Genomic DNA, 17,649 nt, shown 5'->3' on the forward strand with positions numbered 1-17,649 from the left:
GGGCCTCCCACCGGGCGGGCGTCCGCACCGTGAGGTGGGGGGCCAACGGACGGGGCGCGGGCCCGTCGGGCGGCGCGGGCGCGGCGGGGGAGCGGTCAGGCCTTGAGGTAGGCGAGGACGGCGAGGACCCGGCGGTGCCCCCCGCCGTCGCTCGGCGGCAGACCGAGCTTCGCGAAGACGTTGCCGACGTGCTTGTGCACCGCCCGCTCCGTCACCACGAGCGCACGGGCTATCGCGCCGTTGTCGAGGCCCTGCGCCATCAGCTCCAGGACCTCGCGTTCGCGCGGGGTCAGCGAGTCCAGCGGGTCGTCGCGGCGGCGCGCCAGCAGCTCCGTGACGACCTCGGGGTCCAGGGCCGTGCCCCCGGACGCGACGCGCTCCAGGGCGTCGAGGAACTCGTCGACCCGTCCGATCCGGTCCTTCAGGAGGTAGCCGACGCCCCGCGCCCCGTCGCCGAGCAGCTCCGCCGCGTACGTCTCCTCGACGTACTGGGACAGGACGAGCACCGGAAGGCCTGGCAGCTCGGCGCGCGCCGCGAGCGCCGCCCGCAGCCCCTCGTCGCGGAAGCCGGGCGGCAGCCGTACGTCGAGGACGGCGGCGTCCGGGCGGTGCTCCAGGAGCAGCGGGAGGATCTCGGGGCCGGTCGCCGCCACTCCGGCGACCTCGTGGCCCGCCGAGGTCAGCAGCAGGACGAGGCCCTCCCGCAGGAGGGCGTTGTCCTCGGCGATCACCACACGCACGGAAGCTCCACTTCGATCTCGGTCGGGCCCCCGGCGGGGCTGGTCAGTCGTACGGTGCCGTCGAGCGCCGCCACCCGGCGCCGCAGGCCGAGCAGCCCCGAGCCGCCCGCCTCGCCGTCCTCGGCGCCGCCCCGCCCCTCGTCGCGGACGACGACGCGCAGCCCGGCGGGCTCCCGGGAGAGGAGGACGGAGGCCCGGTCGGCGCCGCTGTGCTTGGCGGCGTTGGTGAGGGCTTCGGCGACGGCGAAGTACGCCGCGGCCTCGACGGCGGCGGGCGCACGGGACGCGGGGCTCGCCCCGGCCGCTCGGGGTTCCGCCGCTGCGGCTTCCGTCGCTTCGGCGTCGGCCGATTCTGCTTCGGCCGATTCGGCGCCGACAGCGCCGACGCCGGAAGCGCCGGCTCCGCCAGAGCCCCCGGCTCCGCCGGAGCCCCCGGCCGACCCCTCCGCCCCGAACCCCCGTACCGTCACGTCCACCGTCAGGCCGCTGCTCGCCGCGAGCGCCCGCACCGCCCCCGTCAGGCCGCGGTCGGTCAGGATCGGCGGGTGGATCCCGCGCACCACGTGCCGCAGTTCGGCCAGGGCCTCCTCCGCCTGCTCCTGTGCGTCGTCGAGCAGTTTCCGCGCCGCCGCCGGATCGGAGTCGTACGCCCGGCGCGCGAGCCCGATCCGCATGGAGAGCGCGACCAGCCGCGCCTGCGCCCCGTCGTGCAGATCGCGCTCGATGCGCCGCAGCTCCGCGCCGTGCGCGGCGACCGCGCCCGCCCGCGTCGCCGTCAGCTGTTCGATGCGGGCGGCGAGCGCCGCGTCCCGTACGACCGAGGGGGCCGGGGTGAGCAGGGCCCGCGACCAGGCGGCGGCCCGGTCGGCGAGCCGCCCCATGAGCGGCAGGGCCACCGGCCGGCGCCCGGCGAGCCCCGCCACCACCCCGTCGACCAGCGGCGCGACCACCCACAGCGGCAGGGACACGAGCCAGAACACGTTCCCGTAGAGGAGCTGCGCGGCGGCCCACACCAGGTCCCGTCGGGTGCCGGGGTCGGTGACCGCCGTGCGCACGCGCGCGGGGAGGGGGCCGTCGAGCGGCAGGTACGCCTCCGGGACCGGCGTCCCGGTCCACTCGGCGGTCCGGCGCCGCTCCAGGGCGGCGAGGCGGCGGAGCAGCAGCACGCTCTCGGGGAGCACGCCGGCGCCGACGACGGTGAGCGTGAGGAGGGCGGTGAAGGCGGCGAGGGCCACCATGAGCTGGCAGACGAGCGAGAGCGCGAACCCGACCGTGAGGTGGAGCCACGCCCGGCCCGCATCCTTGATCGCCTCGCGCATGGGGCCAGCGTAGGCGGTGGCACCGACGCCGCCGGCCGGGAGTGACGGCCGGGGCCCTCGGGCGGGCGGCCGGGGGCCGGGGAGTGTCGGAGGTCTGCCCCACAATGGGAGGCGTACCTGAGGAGGGGCAGACATGGCCGTATGGGACGACCTGGTCGGGCAGGCGAAGGCCGAGGAGCAGCTCGCCGCCGCCGCGCGGGACGCCGACGCGTTCGTGACCGCCCACGACGCGGGCGAGCCCGTCCCCGAGGCCTCGAAGATGACGCACGCCTGGCTGTTCACGGGCCCGCCGGGGGCCGGCCGGGTCGACGCCGCCCGGGCGTTCGCGGCGGCGCTGCAGTGCGTCAGCCCCGACCGGGCCCTGGGCGGGGTGCCGGGCTGCGGGTTCTGCGTCGGCTGCCACACGACGCTGGTCGGCACCCACGCCGACGTGACGACGGTCTCCGCCGTCGGCACGGAGATCCTCGTCAAGGACATGCGCGACACGGTCCGCAAGTCCTTCACCGCGCCCGCGGGCGGCCGCTGGCAGATCATCCTCGTCACCGACGCCGAGCGGCTCAACGAGCGCTCGGGCAACGCCGTCCTGAAGGCCGTGGAGGAGCCCGCGCCCCGCACCGTGTGGCTGCTCTGCGCCCCCTCCCTCGACGACGTGCTGCCCACGATCCGCTCCCGCTGCCGCCACCTGAACCTGCGGACCCCCCCGGTGGAGGCCGTCGCCGACGTGCTCGTGCGGCGCGACGGCATCGAGCCGGGCGTCGCGCAGGCCGCCGCCCGCGCGAGCCAGGGGCACATCGAGCGGGCCCGGCGGCTCGCCACCGACGAGCGGGCCCGCGCGCGCCGCGCCGTCGTCCTCAGACTGCCGCTGCGGGTGGCGGACATCGGCGGCTGCTTCAGGGCAGCGCAGGAGCTGGTGGACGCGGCGGCGGAGGACGCGAAGCAGGTCGCGGAGGAGATCGACACCAAGGAGACGGAGGAGCTGAAGGCGGCGCTCGGTGCCGTGCAGGGCGGGCGGATGCCGCGCGGTACGGCGGGGATGATGAAGGAGCTGGAGGAGAAGCAGAAGCGGCGCGGCCGCCGGACGCAGCTCGACAGCCTGGGGCTCGCCCTGACCGACCTGACCGGTTTCTACCGCGACGTCCTCGCGCTCCAGCTCCGCTCGCGCACGGCCCTGGCCAACGAGGACGTGCGCGACGCCCTGGAGACCGTCGCCCGCGACAGCACCCCGGAGCGGACGCTGCGCCGCATCGAGGCCGTCCTCGCCTGCCGCGAGGCCCTCGACCGGAACGTGGCGCCGCTGCTCGCGGTCGAGGCCATGACCATGGCGCTCCGCGAGTAGCGGCGACCCGGGCGGGCGATTGGACACGGTCCGTACCGGTCCGGATACGCTCCGGGAATGGACTCCAGGCGTTTGCTCCGTACGTCCGCCACGGCCCTCGCCGCCGCCGGGCTGATCCTCTCCGGCTGCTCGGGCGGAAGCGACGCCGCCGCCCCGCCCCGTACGACCGCGCCCTCCTCCGCGGCCTCCGCCGAGGCGCTGACGAAGTACTACGGACAGAAGCTGTCCTGGCGGGACTGCGGCGCGCCCGGTTTCCAGTGCGCCACGCTCCTCGCGCCGCTCGACTACGCGAAGCCGGACGCGGGCGACATCAAGCTGGCCGTCTCCCGGGTGAAGGCCACCGGCCCCGGGAAGCGGCTCGGCTCCCTCCTCGTCAACCCCGGCGGCCCCGGCGGCTCCGCCGTCGGCTACCTCCAGGGGTACGCGGGCATCGGCTACCCCGCCCCGGTCCGCGCCCGCTACGACATGGTCGCCGTCGACCCGCGCGGGGTCGCCCGCAGCGAGCCCGTCACCTGTCTCACGGGCCCGCAGATGGACGCGTTCACGCAGGTCGACCAGACCCCCGACGACCCGGCGGAGACCAACGCCCTCGCCGCCGCCTTCAAGAAGTTCGCGGCGGGCTGCGAGAAGCGCTCGCGCACGGTCCTGCCGCACGTCTCCACCGTCGAGACCGCCCGGGACATGGACGTCCTCCGCGCGGTCCTCGGCGACGAGAAGCTCACCTACGTCGGGGCGTCGTACGGCACCTTCCTCGGCGCCACCTACGCCGAGCTCTTCCCCGGCCGGGTCGGCCGGCTCGTCCTCGACGGGGCCATGGACCCGTCCCTGCCCGCGATCGACCTCAACCGCGACCAGACCGCCGGCTTCGAGACCGCCTTCCGGGCCTTCGCCGCCGACTGCGTCACCATGCCGGACTGCCCGCTCGGCACCGAGTCCGTCGACGCTGCGGGCGAGGCGCTGCGGGCCTTCTTCCGCGCCGTGGACGCCGAACCCGTCCCCACCGGCGAGAGCCGCCCGCTCGGCGAGTCCCTCGCCACCACCGGGGTGATCGCGGCCATGTACGACGAGGGCGCCTGGCCCCAGCTCCGCGAGGCCCTCACCCGGGCGATGGGCGGCGAGGGCTCGGCCCTGCTCGCCCTTGCCGACAGCTACTACGAGCGCGAACCGGACGGCACGTACGCCAACCTGATGTTCGCCAACGCCGCCGTGAACTGCCTCGACCTGCCCGCGGCCTACGGCGGCCCCGCCGACGCCGAGAAGGCCGTGCCCTCCTTCGAGGAGGCCTCCCCGGTCTTCGGCGAGGGCCTCGCCTGGGCCGCCCTGAACTGCACCTACTGGCCCACCCCGCCCACCGGCCGCCCCCACCGCATCACCGCCGCCGGCGCCGCCCCGATCCTCGTGGTCGGCACGACCCGCGACCCGGCCACCCCCTACAAGTGGGCACGCTCCCTCGCCGGTCAGCTCTCCTCCGGAACGCTCCTCACCTACGAGGGCGACGGCCACACCGCCTACGGCCGCGGCAGCGACTGCATCGACACGGCGATCAACACCTACCTCCTCGAAGGCACCCCTCCCACGGACGGAAAGCGCTGCTCGTAGGCCCTCTCGGGGGGTGGTCGGAGCACTCCCGGAAACTGTGTAGACTTGGCGACGCTGCTGCACCCACCATGGGACCGCACGGCGCGCCGCCTTAGCTCAGTTGGCCAGAGCAACGCACTCGTAATGCGTAGGTCTCGGGTTCGAATCCCGAAGGCGGCTCCACTGGAACCCCAGGTCGGATCTCATCCGACCTGGGGTTCTGTGGTGTATCGGCCGATGTCTCTGCCGGGCCCGTGGGGTCAGGTCGTCGGGCGGGACTGTTCCTGTTGGGCGAGGAGGTAGCCCGCCTGGAAGCGGCTCTCCGCGCCGAGCATGGCCATGACGTCGGCGACGTGGCGGCGGCAGCTGCGGACCGAGAGGCCGAGGCGGCGGGCGATGGCGGCGTCGGTGAGGCCCTCGGTGAGGAGGCGGACGATGGCCATCTTCACCTCGTCGGAGATGTCCATGATGGTCTGGCGGTCCCACTCCGTCTCGAACGGCAGGCCCTCCAGCCACAGCCGTTCGTACGCCGCCACCATGAACGCGACCACGTTCGGCTCGCGCACCAGGACGGCCGCGTGCGGGTCGTCGGGGACCGGGACGACCGCGGTCGTACGGTCGAAGACCAGCATCCGCGCGAACTCGTCGTCCAGGGTGCGGACCCGGGCGCCGAGCCGGCCCACCCGCTCCACGTAGGCGCAGGTCCCGGCGGAGAAGCGGGCGGTGTGCTGGTACAGGACCCGCATGCGGACGCCGCGGCGCAGCAGCTCCTCGTCGCGGACGACGGCCTCCTCCAGGACCTCGGCGCTGCGGCCGCCGCCCGGCTGGGCGGTCATCACCTCGCGCGCGCAGCCGCGGCCCAGTTCGGCGATCGCGTCGCGTACGGAACGCAGGTCGGTGAGGACCTCCACGTACGCGCTCTGCGAGAGGTGCGTCAGCCGGGTCAGGTGGGACTCGTAGAGCGGCATGAACCCCATCAGCTGTTCGCGGGTGCGCTCCATGTGCTCGCGGCGGGCCCGCATCTCGCGCTCCAGCGGGCCCAGCGTGCGCTGGACCGCCTCGTCGGGCGCGACGGCGAGCACCGTCCGCTCCGGGGTGCGGCGCAGGAGGCCCATGTCGAGGAGGGCCGAGACGGCCGACTCGACGCGGGCCGGCGGGAGCCGGAGCTCCGCCGCGAGTTCGGCGGGCCGGACGGCGGCCGGGCCGCCCGGTCCGCGGTTCAGGACGCCGAGGTAGACCCGGGTCAGGGGGTCGGTCTCCTCCGGCCCGGTCTCCACGGCCCCGGTCTCCTCCGGCCCGGTCTCGTCAAGCCTGGTGCCGTGCTCCGGCGTTCGACTGCTGACCTCGGAAAAGCCCTGCGGTATGTCGGTTATCGCCATCCTGTGCCCCCGTTTGTCACGGCGTCCTCTTCCTGCCATGCAGGCTCATGAGCCATGCGGTCGAACCCGTGGGCGGGCCCTCACGGGATACGTTCATGTCACCGCCCACAAGGTCAAAGCGCCCCGAAGCTTGCATATCCCGCGAAGCGCACAACCCGTACGACAAGCCCATCACGAAGCCCTCGTGACCTCCTCGCGGCCGACTCGCGCCGCCCTCGCGGAAAGAGACACCGACATGAAGCGGCGGACTCGCAGCGCGCCGATCGCCCGTCCGGACACGTACGACACCGGCTGGGGCTGACACCCCATGACCCTGCTCGACTGCACCCTGCGCACCGGCGGCCGGCTCATCGGCGGCGCCGTACCCCCCGCGCCGGCCGCCGACTACCTCGCGGTCTGCGCGCGGATCGGCATCGACGTCGTCGAGCTCGGCACCGTCCACGACCCCGACGGCCCCGGCGGCCGGCCGGGCGACCCGCTGCTCGCCCCGCTGCACCGCCTCCGCGCGTCCGGCCGCGGCGCGCACGGGCCGCGCTTCTCCGTCCTGCTCGACACCGCCCTCCTGCCCGGCACCGACGCGGCCGCCGCCGCGGCCGCCGGGCGGATCGCCGACGTGCTCGCCACCGCCGCCGAGCCCGTCGGACTGGTCCGGCTCTCCGTCCCGTACGACCGCGTGGCCCGCGTCGCCGCCCCGCTGCACCGCCTCCGCGCGGCCGGTCACGGCGTCTGTCTCTGCCTCACCGGCATCGACCTGGCCTCCCCGCCCGAACTCGACCGGACGCTCGCCGAGGCGGCCGGACTCGGGCCGCTCGACGCCGTGTTCCTCGTCGACTCGCTCGGTTCGTTCCGTCCCGAGCGCGTCGTGGAACTCGTCCGGGCGACCCGCGCCGCCGTCCCCGCCCCGGTCGGCGTCCACGCCCGGGACAACCTGGGCCTCGCGCTCCACAACACCGTCGTGGCGGGGAGCGCGGGCGCCACCTGGCAGGTTGCCTCCGCGTACGGCGTCGACCGCGGCGCCGGGCTCACCCGCACCGAGCAGCTGCTCGCGCTGCGCGGCGCCGCCCCCGCCGACCTCGCGCCGCTCCTCGCGTTCGTCGCCGACCGGCTCGTCCCGCTGAAGCGGCGGTACGGGTGGGGGGCCGGGCCCCGCGAGGTCATGGCCGGGCTCGCCCGCGTCCCGGTCGACGAGGTCCGGGAGTTCGTCCCGTGCTGACCCCGGACTGACCGCGGAGCCGGAGCCGGACCGACCGCGGGGCCGGAGCCCGACCGACCGCGGAACCCGAGCCGCCGGAGCCCGACCGACCGCGGAACCCGAGCCGCCGGAGCCCGGACCGGCCGAGCACCGCGTGTGTCGCGCCCCCGCCGGACCCCGCCCCGGAAGACCCCTTCCCAGGAGACCTCCATGCCCTTCACCTCGCCCATCCTGCCGCCGGGCGAACCGGCCCTCGCGCCCACGCCCTACCGCGAGACCGCTCCGTCCGGCGCCCCGACCACCACCACCGGAGCCGCCGCCATGGCACCCCGCTTCCGCATCGACCGCCGTACCGCCACCGAGGAGTTCGGCCTCGCCTGCCAGCGCCTCATCCCCTTCCCGGGCGGGGACGCCGAGCCGCCCGTCGGCGCCATGGCCTGCTTCCTGGAGCCCGGCGGCGATTCGGACCCCGACTGCCACAACCAGGACGAGGTCATGATCGTCCTCGGAGGCACCGGCTCCGTGACCCTCGACGGCGTGCTCGAACCGCCCTTCCGCGCCGGAGACGTCGTCGTCCTGCCCCGCAACCAGGAGCACGTCGTCCACAACACCGGGGACGAGGAGCTGAGGTGGGTCTCCCTCTACTGGCCCCTGCGCGAACCGCCCCTCCCGGCGGCCGAAGCCACCGAAGCCACCGAAGCCACCGAAGACAACGACTCCGACGACCACCACGAGAAGAAGCAGGAGGTCGCGGCATGAGCGGCGACGCCACCCCCACCCACTGGATCACCGCCACCCCGCCGACCCCGAACGGCGACCTCCACATCGGCCACCTCGCCGGCCCCTACCTCGCCGGTGACGTCCTGCGCCGCTTCCTCGCCGCCGAGGGCACCGGCACCGTCCGCTACACCACCGGCCTCGACGACCACCAGAGCTACGTGCCCGTCCGCGGCCTGAACGACGGCGGCCGCAAGGGCGAGGAGGTCGCCGACGGCTACGGCGCCTCCATCGAGTCCGTCTGGTCCCGCGCGGGCGCCGACTTCGACGCGATCGTCCGGCCGCGCCGCGACGTCGGCTACCAGTCGGCCGTCCAGGAGTTCTTCCAGCGCCTGTACGACGCCGGGCACATCGTCGCCCGCACCACGCCCCTCCCGTACTGCACCGGCTGCGAGCGCTGGCTGTACGAGGCGTACCTCAAGGGCGACTGCCCCCACTGCGGCTCCGGCTCCAACGGCAACGCCTGCGAGCCCTGCGGCCGCCCCAACGACTGCGCCGACCTGGCCGACCCCGTCTGCACGGGATGCGGCGCCACCCCCGAACTCCGCGACTGCGAGCGGCTCTACTTCCCCCTCGCCCCCTGGGAGCAGGAGCTGACCGCCTTCTGGGAGCAGGTCGACATGCCGCCGCACCTGCGCGCGCTCTGCGAGCGGATGCGGGCGGAGGGCCTCCCCGAGATCGCCGTCAGCCACCCCTCCGAGTGGGGCGTGCCGGTGCCGGTCGCGGGCTTCACCGAGCAGCGGATCTACGTCTGGTTCGAGATGGCCCCCGGCTACCTCCTGGAGTGGACCGGCGCCGGCGAGACCGGCCCCGCGCCCGCGCCCGTGCAGTTCTTCGGCTTCGACAACGGCTACTTCCACGCGCTGCTGTTCCCCGCCGCCTTCCGCGCCTACGACCCCGCGATCGCGCTGCCCCGGGCGTTCGTGGTCAACGAGTTCTACCGGCTCGAAGGGCTCAAGTTCTCCACCAGCCGCCGCCACGCCATCTGGGCCCACGAGGAGCTGGCCCGCACGAGCGCGGACGTGCTGCGCTACCACGTGCTGTCCGACCGGCCCAACGGACGCCAGACCAGCTTCAGTTCCGCCGCGCTCGAACTGAGCCGCGCCCGGCTCGCCGAGCGCTGGGACGGCTGGCTCGGCCGCCTCCTCACCGCCGTCGCCGAGCACGCGGACGGCGTCGCCCCCGCCGAGGCCCCGCAGGGCCCCGCGTGGGAGCGGCTGCGGACCCGGCTCGTCGAGACCGTCGGCCAGCTGCGGGAGGCGTACTCGGTCGAGGGGTACGACGCGCGCCGCGCGATCGCGCTGCTCGACGAAGTGGTCTGCCTCGCCGAGGACTTCGGGTACGTGACGGGGTTCGAGCAGGAGCGTCCGGGCGGTGCGGCCGCCCACCGGTCCGCCCTCGCGGCCCAGCTCGCGGTCGCCGCCGCCCTCTCGGCCTGGGCCGCGCCCGCCCTGCCGTACGGCTCCGCCCGCCTCGCCGACCTGCTCGCCCTCGGCACCGACCCCCGCCGGGTCGACGCCGACGCCCTCGCCCCGCTCGCGCCGGGGACGCCGGTGGCGGCCTGGCCCGGGGCGGTCTTCGGTGCGTGAGTCCACCCACGGGCCCGGCACCGGAGTTCCGGCCCCGGCCACCGCCCCGGCCGACACCCCGGCCACCGCCCCGGACGGCGACGCGTCCGCGCTCGCCGTCTGGGCGGGCGAACTGGGCGCCGGGGTCGAGGCCGGTGACGCGGCGGGGGAGGAGGCCGTCGGTTCCCTCGGGTTCGCCGGGGACGACGCCGCCGCCGTCGCGACCCCCGCCGGTGTGGTCTCCGCGCTCGGCACCTGGGCGGGCGCCCTGACCGCCCGGAGGTCGGCGGAGGCGGAGGCCGCCGCGGCGGCGCGGCCGCGCGGGGCCGTCGTGGGTCCCTTCTCCGGGGACCGGGCGGCGTGGGGCGAGCACCTGGAGCGGGCGGCCGAGCGGTTCGGCGCGGCCGTCACCTGGGAGCTGTACGACGACCGGGGCGAGACGGAGACGTCCCGGCAGCTCGCGGAGGCGATCGTCGCCGAGGGCCGGCACGCGCTGGTCGTCGGGCACTTCAACAGCTTCGGCGCGGCGGCCGCCCTGCCCGTCTACCGGGCGGCGGGGCTGCCCGTGCTGCTGCCGCTCGCGACCACCCCCGACCTGCTCGTCGGCGGTGCCGGAACGATCCTGCGCTGGTGCCCGGACGACCGGGCCCAGGCCGTCGACCTGGTGGCCGCGGTCCGTGCCGCCGGTCATGCGCGGGTCGCCGTCGTCCACGACGGCAGCGTGTACGGGGAGCGGCTCGCCCAGCTCGTACGGGACGCGTGGGCGCGCCCCGCGACCGAGCGGCGCCTTCCCTCGGGGCCCGTGGTCTCGGACGGCAGCAGCCCGGCGACCGGCGCCGTGCCGGTGCCGGCCCTGCTCGCCGACGGACGTCCGCCGGAGCTGATCGACGAGCCCGCCCCCGGGTCGGCCGCGACCCTCGGCGCCCTCGTCGTCTGCGGCACCCACTTCGGGGCCGCCGACCTCGCCCGGGCCTGGCGCGCGACGGGCTTCACCGGAGACCTGTACTTCCCCGACGACTGCGCGGTCGACGAGTTCGCCGCGCTGCTCGCCGAGCCGCCCGCGCCCGCGGGCGGGGCCGCCGCCCCGCGCGCCCATGTGGCGCGCATGCGGCGCGGGCCCGCCTCCCACGTGTCCGCGGCCTTCGCGGCGGCCACCGCCGCGCTCGCCGAGGACCCGGACCGGCGGGGGCGGAGCCTGGTCGCCGCCGTGCGGGCGCACGCCGACCGCGGGTTCACGGCGCAGGGCGAGCCGGTGGCCGGGAGCGTCGGCTGGGACCTCGTCCCCGTCCCCGTACCGGAGACGGCGGCGGAGCAGGACACCCCGCCGGGGCACGGCTCGCAGGGCTCGCAGGGCTCGCAGGGCTCGCAGGGCTTCCGCGGCGCCGGCGGCGCGCACGGGCGGCCGTACGACGTGGTCGTCGTCGGCGCCGGGGTCGTCGGGGCCGCCACCGCGTCCGTCCTCGCGCGGCACGGCGCCCGGGTCGCGCTCCTCGCGCCGATGGACGGGGCCGACGAGCACGCCACGGCCTGGTCCGGCGGGCTCGTGCGGTCGTTCGAGGCCGATCCGTTCCTGCGCGGGCTGGCCCTGCGCAGCCACCAGCTGGCATGGGGCCCGTCCGCCCTCGTCCCCGGCTCGTACGGCTTCCTGACCACCGGGTCGCTCGTCCTGTGCGGCGACGCCGACCTGGAGCAGGCCGCCAAGGGCGTGGCCGAGCTCAACGCGGGCGGCGTCCCGGCCGAGTTGCTCGGGCCGGACGTGCTGCGCGACCGGTTCCCCGGCCTGTCGGTCGAGGGGATCACCGCGGCCGTCTGGGAGCCCGAGGCCGGCTACGCCGACCCGCCCAGGACCGCCCGCGTCTACCGCGACCGGGCCCTCGCGCACGGCGCACGTCTCGTGCCCGCCCGGGTCCGCGAACTCGTCGCCGAGCCAGGGGCCGACCGGGTCCGGCTCCTGCTCGAACCGGGCGGCCCCGTCGAGGCCCGCGCCGTGGTCGTGGCGGCGGGCGGCGGCACCGGCTCGATCGGCGGCCACCGGCTGAGCGGCGCGGACGCCGGGCGCACCAAGACGATCCGGTACGGGTTCTTCCAGCACGCCGACGCGGCCGGGCTGCCGACCGTCGTCGACATGGTCACCGGCGTGTGGGGGCGTCCCCAGCTCACCGGGGAGGCGGCCGGCGGCTACATGGCCGGGCGGCCCGTGGACGAGTGGGACGTGCCGCCGGGCGGCGATCCGACGCTGACCGACGAGCACGTGGCGTACATCCGGGAGGGCGCGGCCGTGCGCTGGCCGTGGCTCGCCGACCCGGAGGCCAGGTTCCTCGCCGGGCGCCAGGGCGTCGACCTGTACGCCCCCGACTCCCGGCCGCACCTGGGCCGGGAGCGGCCCGACAGCCGGATCGTCCTGGCGACCGGCTGGTCCGGCGCCGGGTTCAAGACGGCTCCAGCCGCCGCCGAACTCGCCGCCGCCGAGGTCCTGGACGTCCTCTCCGGCACCTGACCCCCGGCCGCCCGACGGCTCCCGACCGGGTCCGGCTCCCGACCGGGTCCGGCCCCCCAACCCGGCCGAGACCCCCCAAGGCCCGACCCGGCCGAGACCCCCAAGGCCCGACCCGGCCGAGACCCCCAAGGCCCGACCCGAGCCCCCGACCCGAGACCCCCCACCCGACACCCCGACCCGACACCCCGTCCCACCCCCCGCCCGCATCGACCGAAGGTGACACCCCCGCCATGACGGACACCCTGAACCGTCCGGACACGAGCGCCACCCCGCCCCCCGCCACGCCCGGCTCCCTCGGCGTCCGCGCCCTGGTGGTCTTCTACGTCAGCAGCCTCGTCGGCACGGGCATCCTGCTGGTGCCCGGGATCACCGAGCGGCAGGCCGGTCCCGCCTCGCTCCTCGCCTGGCTGGCGCTGGCGCTCTGCTCGTACCCCTTCGCGCGATTCTTCGCGGAGATGTCGGCCTGGCGGCCGGACGCCGCGGGGCTCGCCGCCATGGTGGAGGCCGGCTTCGGGCGGCGGCCGGGGCGGACGGCCGCGCTGCTGCTGGTCGCCACGTACGTCATCGGCAACCCGGTCATGGGCATCGTGTCGGCCCGCTGTCTGCTGGGTCTGCTCGGCGAGCCCGACGGGCCGGTCTACCCGGTCGCCATGGGCTTCATGGCGCTGTCGGCGGCGTTCACCCTGCTCGGCCTCGCGGCCGGCGCCCGCGTCCAGGCCGTCGCGCTCGTCGTCCTGCTCCTCGGTCTCGGCGGGGCCGTGGCGCTGGCCGCGCCGCGCTTCGACGCGGGGGAGTACACGCCGTTCCTGACGGAGGGCTGGGGCGGCGTCGGCATCGCCGTCGTCACCGCGTTCTTCTCCTTCCTCGGCTGGGAGAACGTCTCCACGCTCGCCGAGCAGGTCGACGACCCGGCCCGCAGCTACCGGCGCGCGATCCGCTGGGCCGTGCCGATCGTCGGCCTGCTGTACGCGGCGGTGACGGCGGCCTACCTCGCCGTGCCGGGCGACGAACCGGTCGTCATCACCGCCCTGCTGGGCGCCTCGCTCGGCGACGCGGGCGCCTTCGCCGGAGACCTGCTGGCGCTCGGACTCGCGGTGGTCGCCACCAACGCCTGGGTCCTCGGCGCCGCCCGCGTCGTCCGGGCCGCCGCCCGCGACCGCATCCTGCCCGGTGCCCTCGCCGACCGGCCGCTCACGGCGACGGCAGCCCTGGCCCTCGCGTACGCCGCCGTCCTCGGTGGCCTCGTCCTCACCGGTACGGGGGAGGAACTGGTGCTCGTCGTCACCAGCAGCGCCTTCCTCCTCCTCTACGTGGCCGCCGCCGGTGCCGCGCTGAGGGCCCGCGGCACCGGGCGCGCGCTGCGCGTCACGGCCGTCGTGACCCTCCTGATCGCGGCCCTCTTCCTCTCCTTCGCCGGGACGGGGCTGCTGCTCGCCCTGCTCCTCGCCGCCGTCTGCGCCGTCGCCACCGCCACCACGCCCAGGAACGACGCCGCGACCGCCACCGCCACCCGAAACGTCTGAACCCCCTCGCCACGCCACGGAAAGGCATTCCGCAATGACCACGACCCCCGTCTACGACGTCGTCGGTGTGGGCTTCGGGCCCGCCAACCTCGCCCTCGCCATCGCCATCGAGGAGTACAACGAGCAGGCCGCGCCCGGCGAGGAGCTGACCGCCGTCTTCCTGGAGAAGCAGCCGGCCTTCGGCTGGCACCGGGGCATGCTGATCCCCGACGCCACCATGCAGGTGTCGTTCCTCAAGGACCTCGCCACCCTGCGCAACCCGCGCAGCCGCTTCGGCTTCGTGCCGTACCTCCACGACCGGGGCCGGCTGGTCGACTTCATCAACCACAAGGTGCTCTTCCCGACCCGCGAGGAGTTCCACGACTACCTCCAGTGGGCCGCCAACGGCGTGGACCACATGGTGCGTTACGGCCTGGAGGTCACCGCCATCCGCCCGGCCGCCGGACAGTCCGGGGCCGCGGGCCCGGTCGTCGAGGTCGACGTGACCGCCGCGGGGGAGACCGAGGCCGCCACCTACCGGGCCCGGAACCTCGTCGTCGGCACCGGTCTCGTGCCCCGCCTCCCCGAGGGCGTCACCTCCTCGGAACGCCTCTGGCACAGCAGCGAGTTCCTGCACCGGCTCGCCGCCCTGCCCACCGACGCGCCGCGCCGCTTCGTCGTCGCGGGCGCGGGCCAGAGCGCCGCCGAGATCGCCGACCACCTGCACCGCACGTACGAGGACGCCGAGGTCGTCGCCGTCCACACCCGCTACGGCTACAGCCCGGCCGACGACAGCCCGTACGCCAACCGGATCTTCGACCCGGAGGCCGTCGACCTCTACCACGCGGCCGGGCCGGACGTCCGCCGCACGCTCATGGACTACCACCGCAACACCAACTACGGCGTCGTCGACATCGACCTCATCGAGGAGCTGTACCGCCGCTCCTACCAGGAGAAGGTGCGCGGCGAGGAGCGGCTCCGCATCCTCGGCGTCACCCGGATCACCGGGGTCGAGGAGGGCCCCGACGGCGTCCGCGTCGTGGTGCGGAACCTCGCCACCGGGGTGACGCAGACGCTGACCGCCGACGCCGTCGTCTACGCCACCGGGTACGACGAGCCCGACCCGGCCCGCCTCCTCGGCGACCTCGACGCCGTCTGCCGCCGCGACGAGGACGGGCGGCTGCTCGTGGACCGCGACTACCGGGTGGAGACGGACGCCGGTCTGGAGGCGGGGATCTACCTGATGGGCGGCACCGAGCACTCCCACGGCATCACGGCCAACCTGCTCTCCATGGCCGCCGTCCGGGCCGGCGAGATCTGCGACTCGCTCGCGGCGCACCGCCGCGACCGGTCGGCCCGGTCCGGTCACGAGGCCGCCCCCTCCGCCGACGCGGCTGCCGCGCGTTCCGACAGGCGGGCGCCGGTGGCGGTGACCGGCTGACACCCCGTACAACACCAGCAGGCGCCACGGGGCACGAGAAGGAACCAGGGGAACCATGAGCACCAGCACCACCACGACCACCGCGGCCTCCGGGCCGTCCGGCACGCCGGACGACCTGGAGGTCACCGACCGGACCCGGCTGCGCCGCATGCGGCAGAAGGGCAGCCACCGCAGGGCCGACCTGGACGCGGTGCTCGCGGCCGGCTTCCTCTGCCACCTGGGGGTGCCGGTCGACGGGACGACGATGGTGGTGCCGACCGCGTACGGCGTGGACGGCGACCGGCTCTACCTGCACGGTTCGGTCGCCAGCCGCAGCCTCGTCCAGGCGCCCGACACCACCGTCTGCGTCACGGTCACCCACGTCGACGGCCTCGTCCTCGCCCGCTCCGTCTTCGAGCACGGCGTCAACTACCGCTGCGCGATGATCTACGGCGTGCCGGTGGTCGTGACCGACCCCGAGGAGAAGCTGCGCGGCCTGCGGGCCCTGACCGAGCAGAGCTCGCCGGGCCAGTGGGAGTACGTGCGGCAGCCCAGCCGCAAGGAGCTGGCCGCGACCTCGGTCCTCGCCCTCGACCTCACCGAGGCCTCGGTGAAGACGCGGAGCGGGCCGCCGGACGACGGCGACTCCGAGGACGCGGCGCTCGGCCTGTGGGCGGGGGTCCTGCCGGTGGTCACCACCTTCGGCACCCCCGTCACCGACCCGGTCCTGCCGTCCGACGTGCTGCCCCCGGCGCACGTCGCCGAGCGGGCGGGCCGGATCGTGGGCGCCGCCGAGTAGGCGGCCTGGCCTGTGGCGGCTGCCCTGTGCGGTCGTGGGTCAGAGTCGTAGCCGTGCGGTCGTCAGGGGCGTGCCTGTGCGGTCGTACGTGAGGGGTGGTACCCGGGAGGTCGTACGTCAAGGGTGGAGCAGGGCCTCGCCGGGGAGCCTGAGCTCGATCCGGTCGAGGTGGGCCTCCTCCGCCAGGGCGTCGATCGCCGTGATCCTGCCGTCGAGCACGGTGAAGCCGAGCACGAGCCTCGGCGCCCCGTCGGGCGCGACGACCAGACCGGCCGCCCCGTCGACCAGGGCGGGGCGCGCCACCCGGGCGGCGGGGCCGGTGAAGGCGAGCGAGACGGCGCCCGCGCCGTGCGCGCCGCGCACCCCGGCCCGTACGGCGGCGGCGTCGGCGCGCAGCAGCACGTCCGGGTCGAGGAGGGTGCGCAGGACGCCGGTGTCGCCGCGGCGGACGGCGGCGAGGAAGGCGGCCACGGCCTCCCGTTGCCGCGGCAGGTCCGGCTCCGGCATCTCCTCCGTGCCGCGCACCCGGCGCCGCCCTCGGGCGGCGAGCCTGCGGGCGGCGGCGGGGGTGCGGTCGAGGACGTCGGCGACCTCCTCGTACGGCACGGCGAACATGTCGTGGAGCACGAACGCCAGCCGCTCGGTGGGCGTCAGGCCGTCCAGGGCGAGGAGCAGGGTCCGCTGTCCCGGTCCCGCGGCGGTCCGCTCCTCTCGCGCGTCCGGTGCGGCCCACGGGTCCCAGGGGTCGACGCGCCGCGCCTCGCGGGCCCGCAGCAGGTCGAGGCAGACGCGGGCGAGGTCCGTCAGGGCGCGTTCACCGGCGGGCGGCCGGTCGCCCTCGGACCAGCGCAGGGTCTCCTCCACGGCGGCGTCGGCCTCGACGGGGGAGCCGAGCAGGCGCTGCGCGACGGCCCGCAGGCGCTGCCGCTGCGCGTCGAGCGGGAGGAGGGGCGGCGGGGCGGTGTGCCCCGCCGCCTTCACGGTGGCGGGTTTCACGGCGGGGACCTCCGGGGCACGGCCGGTGGAGTCGTGTCAGTCGCCGTGACCGGGGCTGCCGCTTCCGAAGCCGCCGCTGGAGATCCCGCCCCACTTGCGCTTCTCCTCGCTCGGCGGTTCCGGGGAGGTCTCGGTACCGGAATCGTGCAGCTGGTACGGCATGAGGCGGTGCTCGCCGTCGGTCTGCGGCATTTCGGCGGGCCGCCGGTACTCGCTCATCTCGCCGGGCAGCGCGCCGGTGTCGGGCCGGTGCGGCTGCTCCTCCGGCTTCGGGGGGCGGGGCTCTCGGGTGCGGACCCGGAAACCGAACCAGAACGCCGTGATCAGGACGGCCACCAGGATCAGTCCGGCGAGGAACTGTGCGAGGCCTGACTGCCAGACTCCAGCGGCCAGGACCTCTGCTGCGCTGAGAGTGTTCATACAACAGGATTACCCGATTCCGGTTGGTCGGATGCGGCCCGAGACGATCCGACTGAAACATTTGCCGGATCCCGTCGCGTCAATGAGGTGTACGGCGACCACGCCACGTGACCGCGAGGGAAGGGA

The 17,649-nt window shown here is 75.7% G+C and carries 14 protein-coding genes and 1 tRNA gene; 10 read left to right on the plus strand and 5 right to left on the minus strand.

The genetic code is table 11. The annotated features are described in order from the left end of the window. Nucleotides 1-95: 95 nt before the first annotated feature. Together ACWDVG_RS11145 and ACWDVG_RS11150 are read right to left on the minus strand one after the other, a co-directional pair. Nucleotides 96-740: a LuxR C-terminal-related transcriptional regulator gene (locus tag ACWDVG_RS11145; protein WP_451698380.1), complete on the minus strand. Its 645-nt coding sequence runs from the start codon at nt 738-740 to the stop codon at nt 96-98. Further along, nucleotides 728-2,059, minus strand: a complete 1,332-nt coding sequence (locus ACWDVG_RS11150; RefSeq protein ID WP_451698382.1) for a sensor domain-containing protein — start codon at nt 2,057-2,059, stop codon at nt 728-730. Before ACWDVG_RS11150 ends, ACWDVG_RS11145 begins: the two co-directional genes overlap by 13 nt. 133 nt (nt 2,060-2,192) lie before the next feature. On the opposite strand from ACWDVG_RS11150, the gene ACWDVG_RS11155 reads away from it, so the two are divergent. The 3 genes from ACWDVG_RS11155 (at nt 2,193) to ACWDVG_RS11165 (ending at nt 5,156) form a co-directional block, all read left to right on the plus strand. Next, nucleotides 2,193-3,395, plus strand: a complete 1,203-nt coding sequence (locus ACWDVG_RS11155) for a DNA polymerase III subunit delta' (protein ID WP_451698384.1) — start codon at nt 2,193-2,195, stop codon at nt 3,393-3,395. A gap of 57 nt (nt 3,396-3,452) precedes the next feature. Beyond that, complete coding sequence (locus tag ACWDVG_RS11160) at nt 3,453-4,994, plus strand: alpha/beta hydrolase (RefSeq protein ID WP_451698386.1); 1,542 nt, start codon at nt 3,453-3,455, stop codon at nt 4,992-4,994. Between the two features lie 85 nt (nt 4,995-5,079). After that, nucleotides 5,080-5,156, plus strand: a tRNA-Thr gene (locus tag ACWDVG_RS11165). Nucleotides 5,157-5,233: 77 nt separating this feature from the next. Here the strand turns inward: ACWDVG_RS11165 and ACWDVG_RS11170 are convergent. Beyond that, entirely contained in the window at nt 5,234-6,250 is a 1,017-nt protein-coding gene (locus ACWDVG_RS11170; protein ID WP_451698387.1) for a LuxR C-terminal-related transcriptional regulator, read from the minus strand. A 409-nt stretch (nt 6,251-6,659) separates the two neighbouring features. On the opposite strand from ACWDVG_RS11170, the gene ACWDVG_RS11175 reads away from it, so the two are divergent. The 7 genes from ACWDVG_RS11175 (at nt 6,660) to ACWDVG_RS11205 (ending at nt 16,107) form a co-directional block, all read left to right on the plus strand. Next, a complete protein-coding gene (locus tag ACWDVG_RS11175) occupies nt 6,660-7,565 on the plus strand; it encodes a hypothetical protein (protein WP_451698389.1) in 906 nt (301 codons plus the stop codon). 189 nt (nt 7,566-7,754) lie between these two features. Next, a complete protein-coding gene (locus tag ACWDVG_RS11180) occupies nt 7,755-8,303 on the plus strand; it encodes a cupin domain-containing protein (protein WP_451698391.1) in 549 nt (182 codons plus the stop codon). Beyond that, complete coding sequence (locus ACWDVG_RS11185) at nt 8,300-9,910, plus strand: class I tRNA ligase family protein (RefSeq protein ID WP_451698392.1); 1,611 nt, start codon at nt 8,300-8,302, stop codon at nt 9,908-9,910. Before ACWDVG_RS11180 ends, ACWDVG_RS11185 begins: the two co-directional genes overlap by 4 nt. Next, a complete protein-coding gene (locus ACWDVG_RS11190) occupies nt 9,903-12,386 on the plus strand; it encodes an FAD-dependent oxidoreductase (protein ID WP_451698394.1) in 2,484 nt (827 codons plus the stop codon). The genes ACWDVG_RS11185 and ACWDVG_RS11190 overlap by 8 nt, the downstream gene beginning before the upstream one ends. A gap of 230 nt (nt 12,387-12,616) precedes the next feature. Further along, complete coding sequence (locus tag ACWDVG_RS11195) at nt 12,617-13,909, plus strand: APC family permease (RefSeq protein ID WP_451698396.1); 1,293 nt, start codon at nt 12,617-12,619, stop codon at nt 13,907-13,909. Between the two features lie 34 nt (nt 13,910-13,943). Continuing rightward, nucleotides 13,944-15,329 carry a lysine N(6)-hydroxylase/L-ornithine N(5)-oxygenase family protein gene (locus ACWDVG_RS11200; protein WP_451698398.1) on the plus strand — a complete coding sequence of 462 codons (1,386 nt, stop codon included), beginning with the start codon at nt 13,944-13,946 and terminating at the stop codon, nt 15,327-15,329. 55 nt (nt 15,330-15,384) lie between these two features. Beyond that, nucleotides 15,385-16,107, plus strand: a complete 723-nt coding sequence (locus tag ACWDVG_RS11205) for a pyridoxamine 5'-phosphate oxidase family protein (RefSeq protein ID WP_451698400.1) — start codon at nt 15,385-15,387, stop codon at nt 16,105-16,107. Nucleotides 16,108-16,224: 117 nt separating this feature from the next. Here the strand turns inward: ACWDVG_RS11205 and ACWDVG_RS11210 are convergent, their stop codons facing one another. Together ACWDVG_RS11210 and ACWDVG_RS11215 are read right to left on the minus strand one after the other, a co-directional pair. Then, on the minus strand, nt 16,225-17,103 hold the full coding sequence (locus tag ACWDVG_RS11210; protein WP_451698402.1) for a sigma factor-like helix-turn-helix DNA-binding protein: 879 nt from the start codon (nt 17,101-17,103) through the stop codon (nt 16,225-16,227). A 36-nt stretch (nt 17,104-17,139) separates the two neighbouring features. Next, a complete protein-coding gene (locus ACWDVG_RS11215; protein ID WP_451698404.1) occupies nt 17,140-17,523 on the minus strand; it encodes a DUF6479 family protein in 384 nt (127 codons plus the stop codon). Between the last annotated feature and the right edge of the window lie 126 nt (nt 17,524-17,649).

The organism is Streptomyces sp. NPDC003327, assembly GCF_053589515.1.

Excerpts from the sequence above, each read along its gene's own strand:
- ACWDVG_RS11150 (WP_451698382.1), bottom strand. The coding sequence starts at position 2,059 with ATGCGCGAGGCGATCAAGGATGCGGGCCGGGCGTGGCTCCACCTCACG.
- ACWDVG_RS11155 (WP_451698384.1), top strand. The coding sequence starts at position 2,193 with ATGGCCGTATGGGACGACCTGGTCGGGCAGGCGAAGGCCGAGGAGCAG.
- ACWDVG_RS11160 (WP_451698386.1), top strand. The coding sequence starts at position 3,453 with ATGGACTCCAGGCGTTTGCTCCGTACGTCCGCCACGGCCCTCGCCGCC.
- ACWDVG_RS11175 (WP_451698389.1), top strand. The coding sequence starts at position 6,660 with ATGACCCTGCTCGACTGCACCCTGCGCACCGGCGGCCGGCTCATCGGC.
- ACWDVG_RS11180 (WP_451698391.1), top strand. The coding sequence starts at position 7,755 with ATGCCCTTCACCTCGCCCATCCTGCCGCCGGGCGAACCGGCCCTCGCG.
- ACWDVG_RS11185 (WP_451698392.1), top strand. The coding sequence starts at position 8,300 with ATGAGCGGCGACGCCACCCCCACCCACTGGATCACCGCCACCCCGCCG.
- ACWDVG_RS11195 (WP_451698396.1), top strand. The coding sequence starts at position 12,617 with ATGACGGACACCCTGAACCGTCCGGACACGAGCGCCACCCCGCCCCCC.
- ACWDVG_RS11200 (WP_451698398.1), top strand. The coding sequence starts at position 13,944 with ATGACCACGACCCCCGTCTACGACGTCGTCGGTGTGGGCTTCGGGCCC.
- ACWDVG_RS11205 (WP_451698400.1), top strand. The coding sequence starts at position 15,385 with ATGAGCACCAGCACCACCACGACCACCGCGGCCTCCGGGCCGTCCGGC.
- ACWDVG_RS11215 (WP_451698404.1), bottom strand. The coding sequence starts at position 17,523 with ATGAACACTCTCAGCGCAGCAGAGGTCCTGGCCGCTGGAGTCTGGCAG.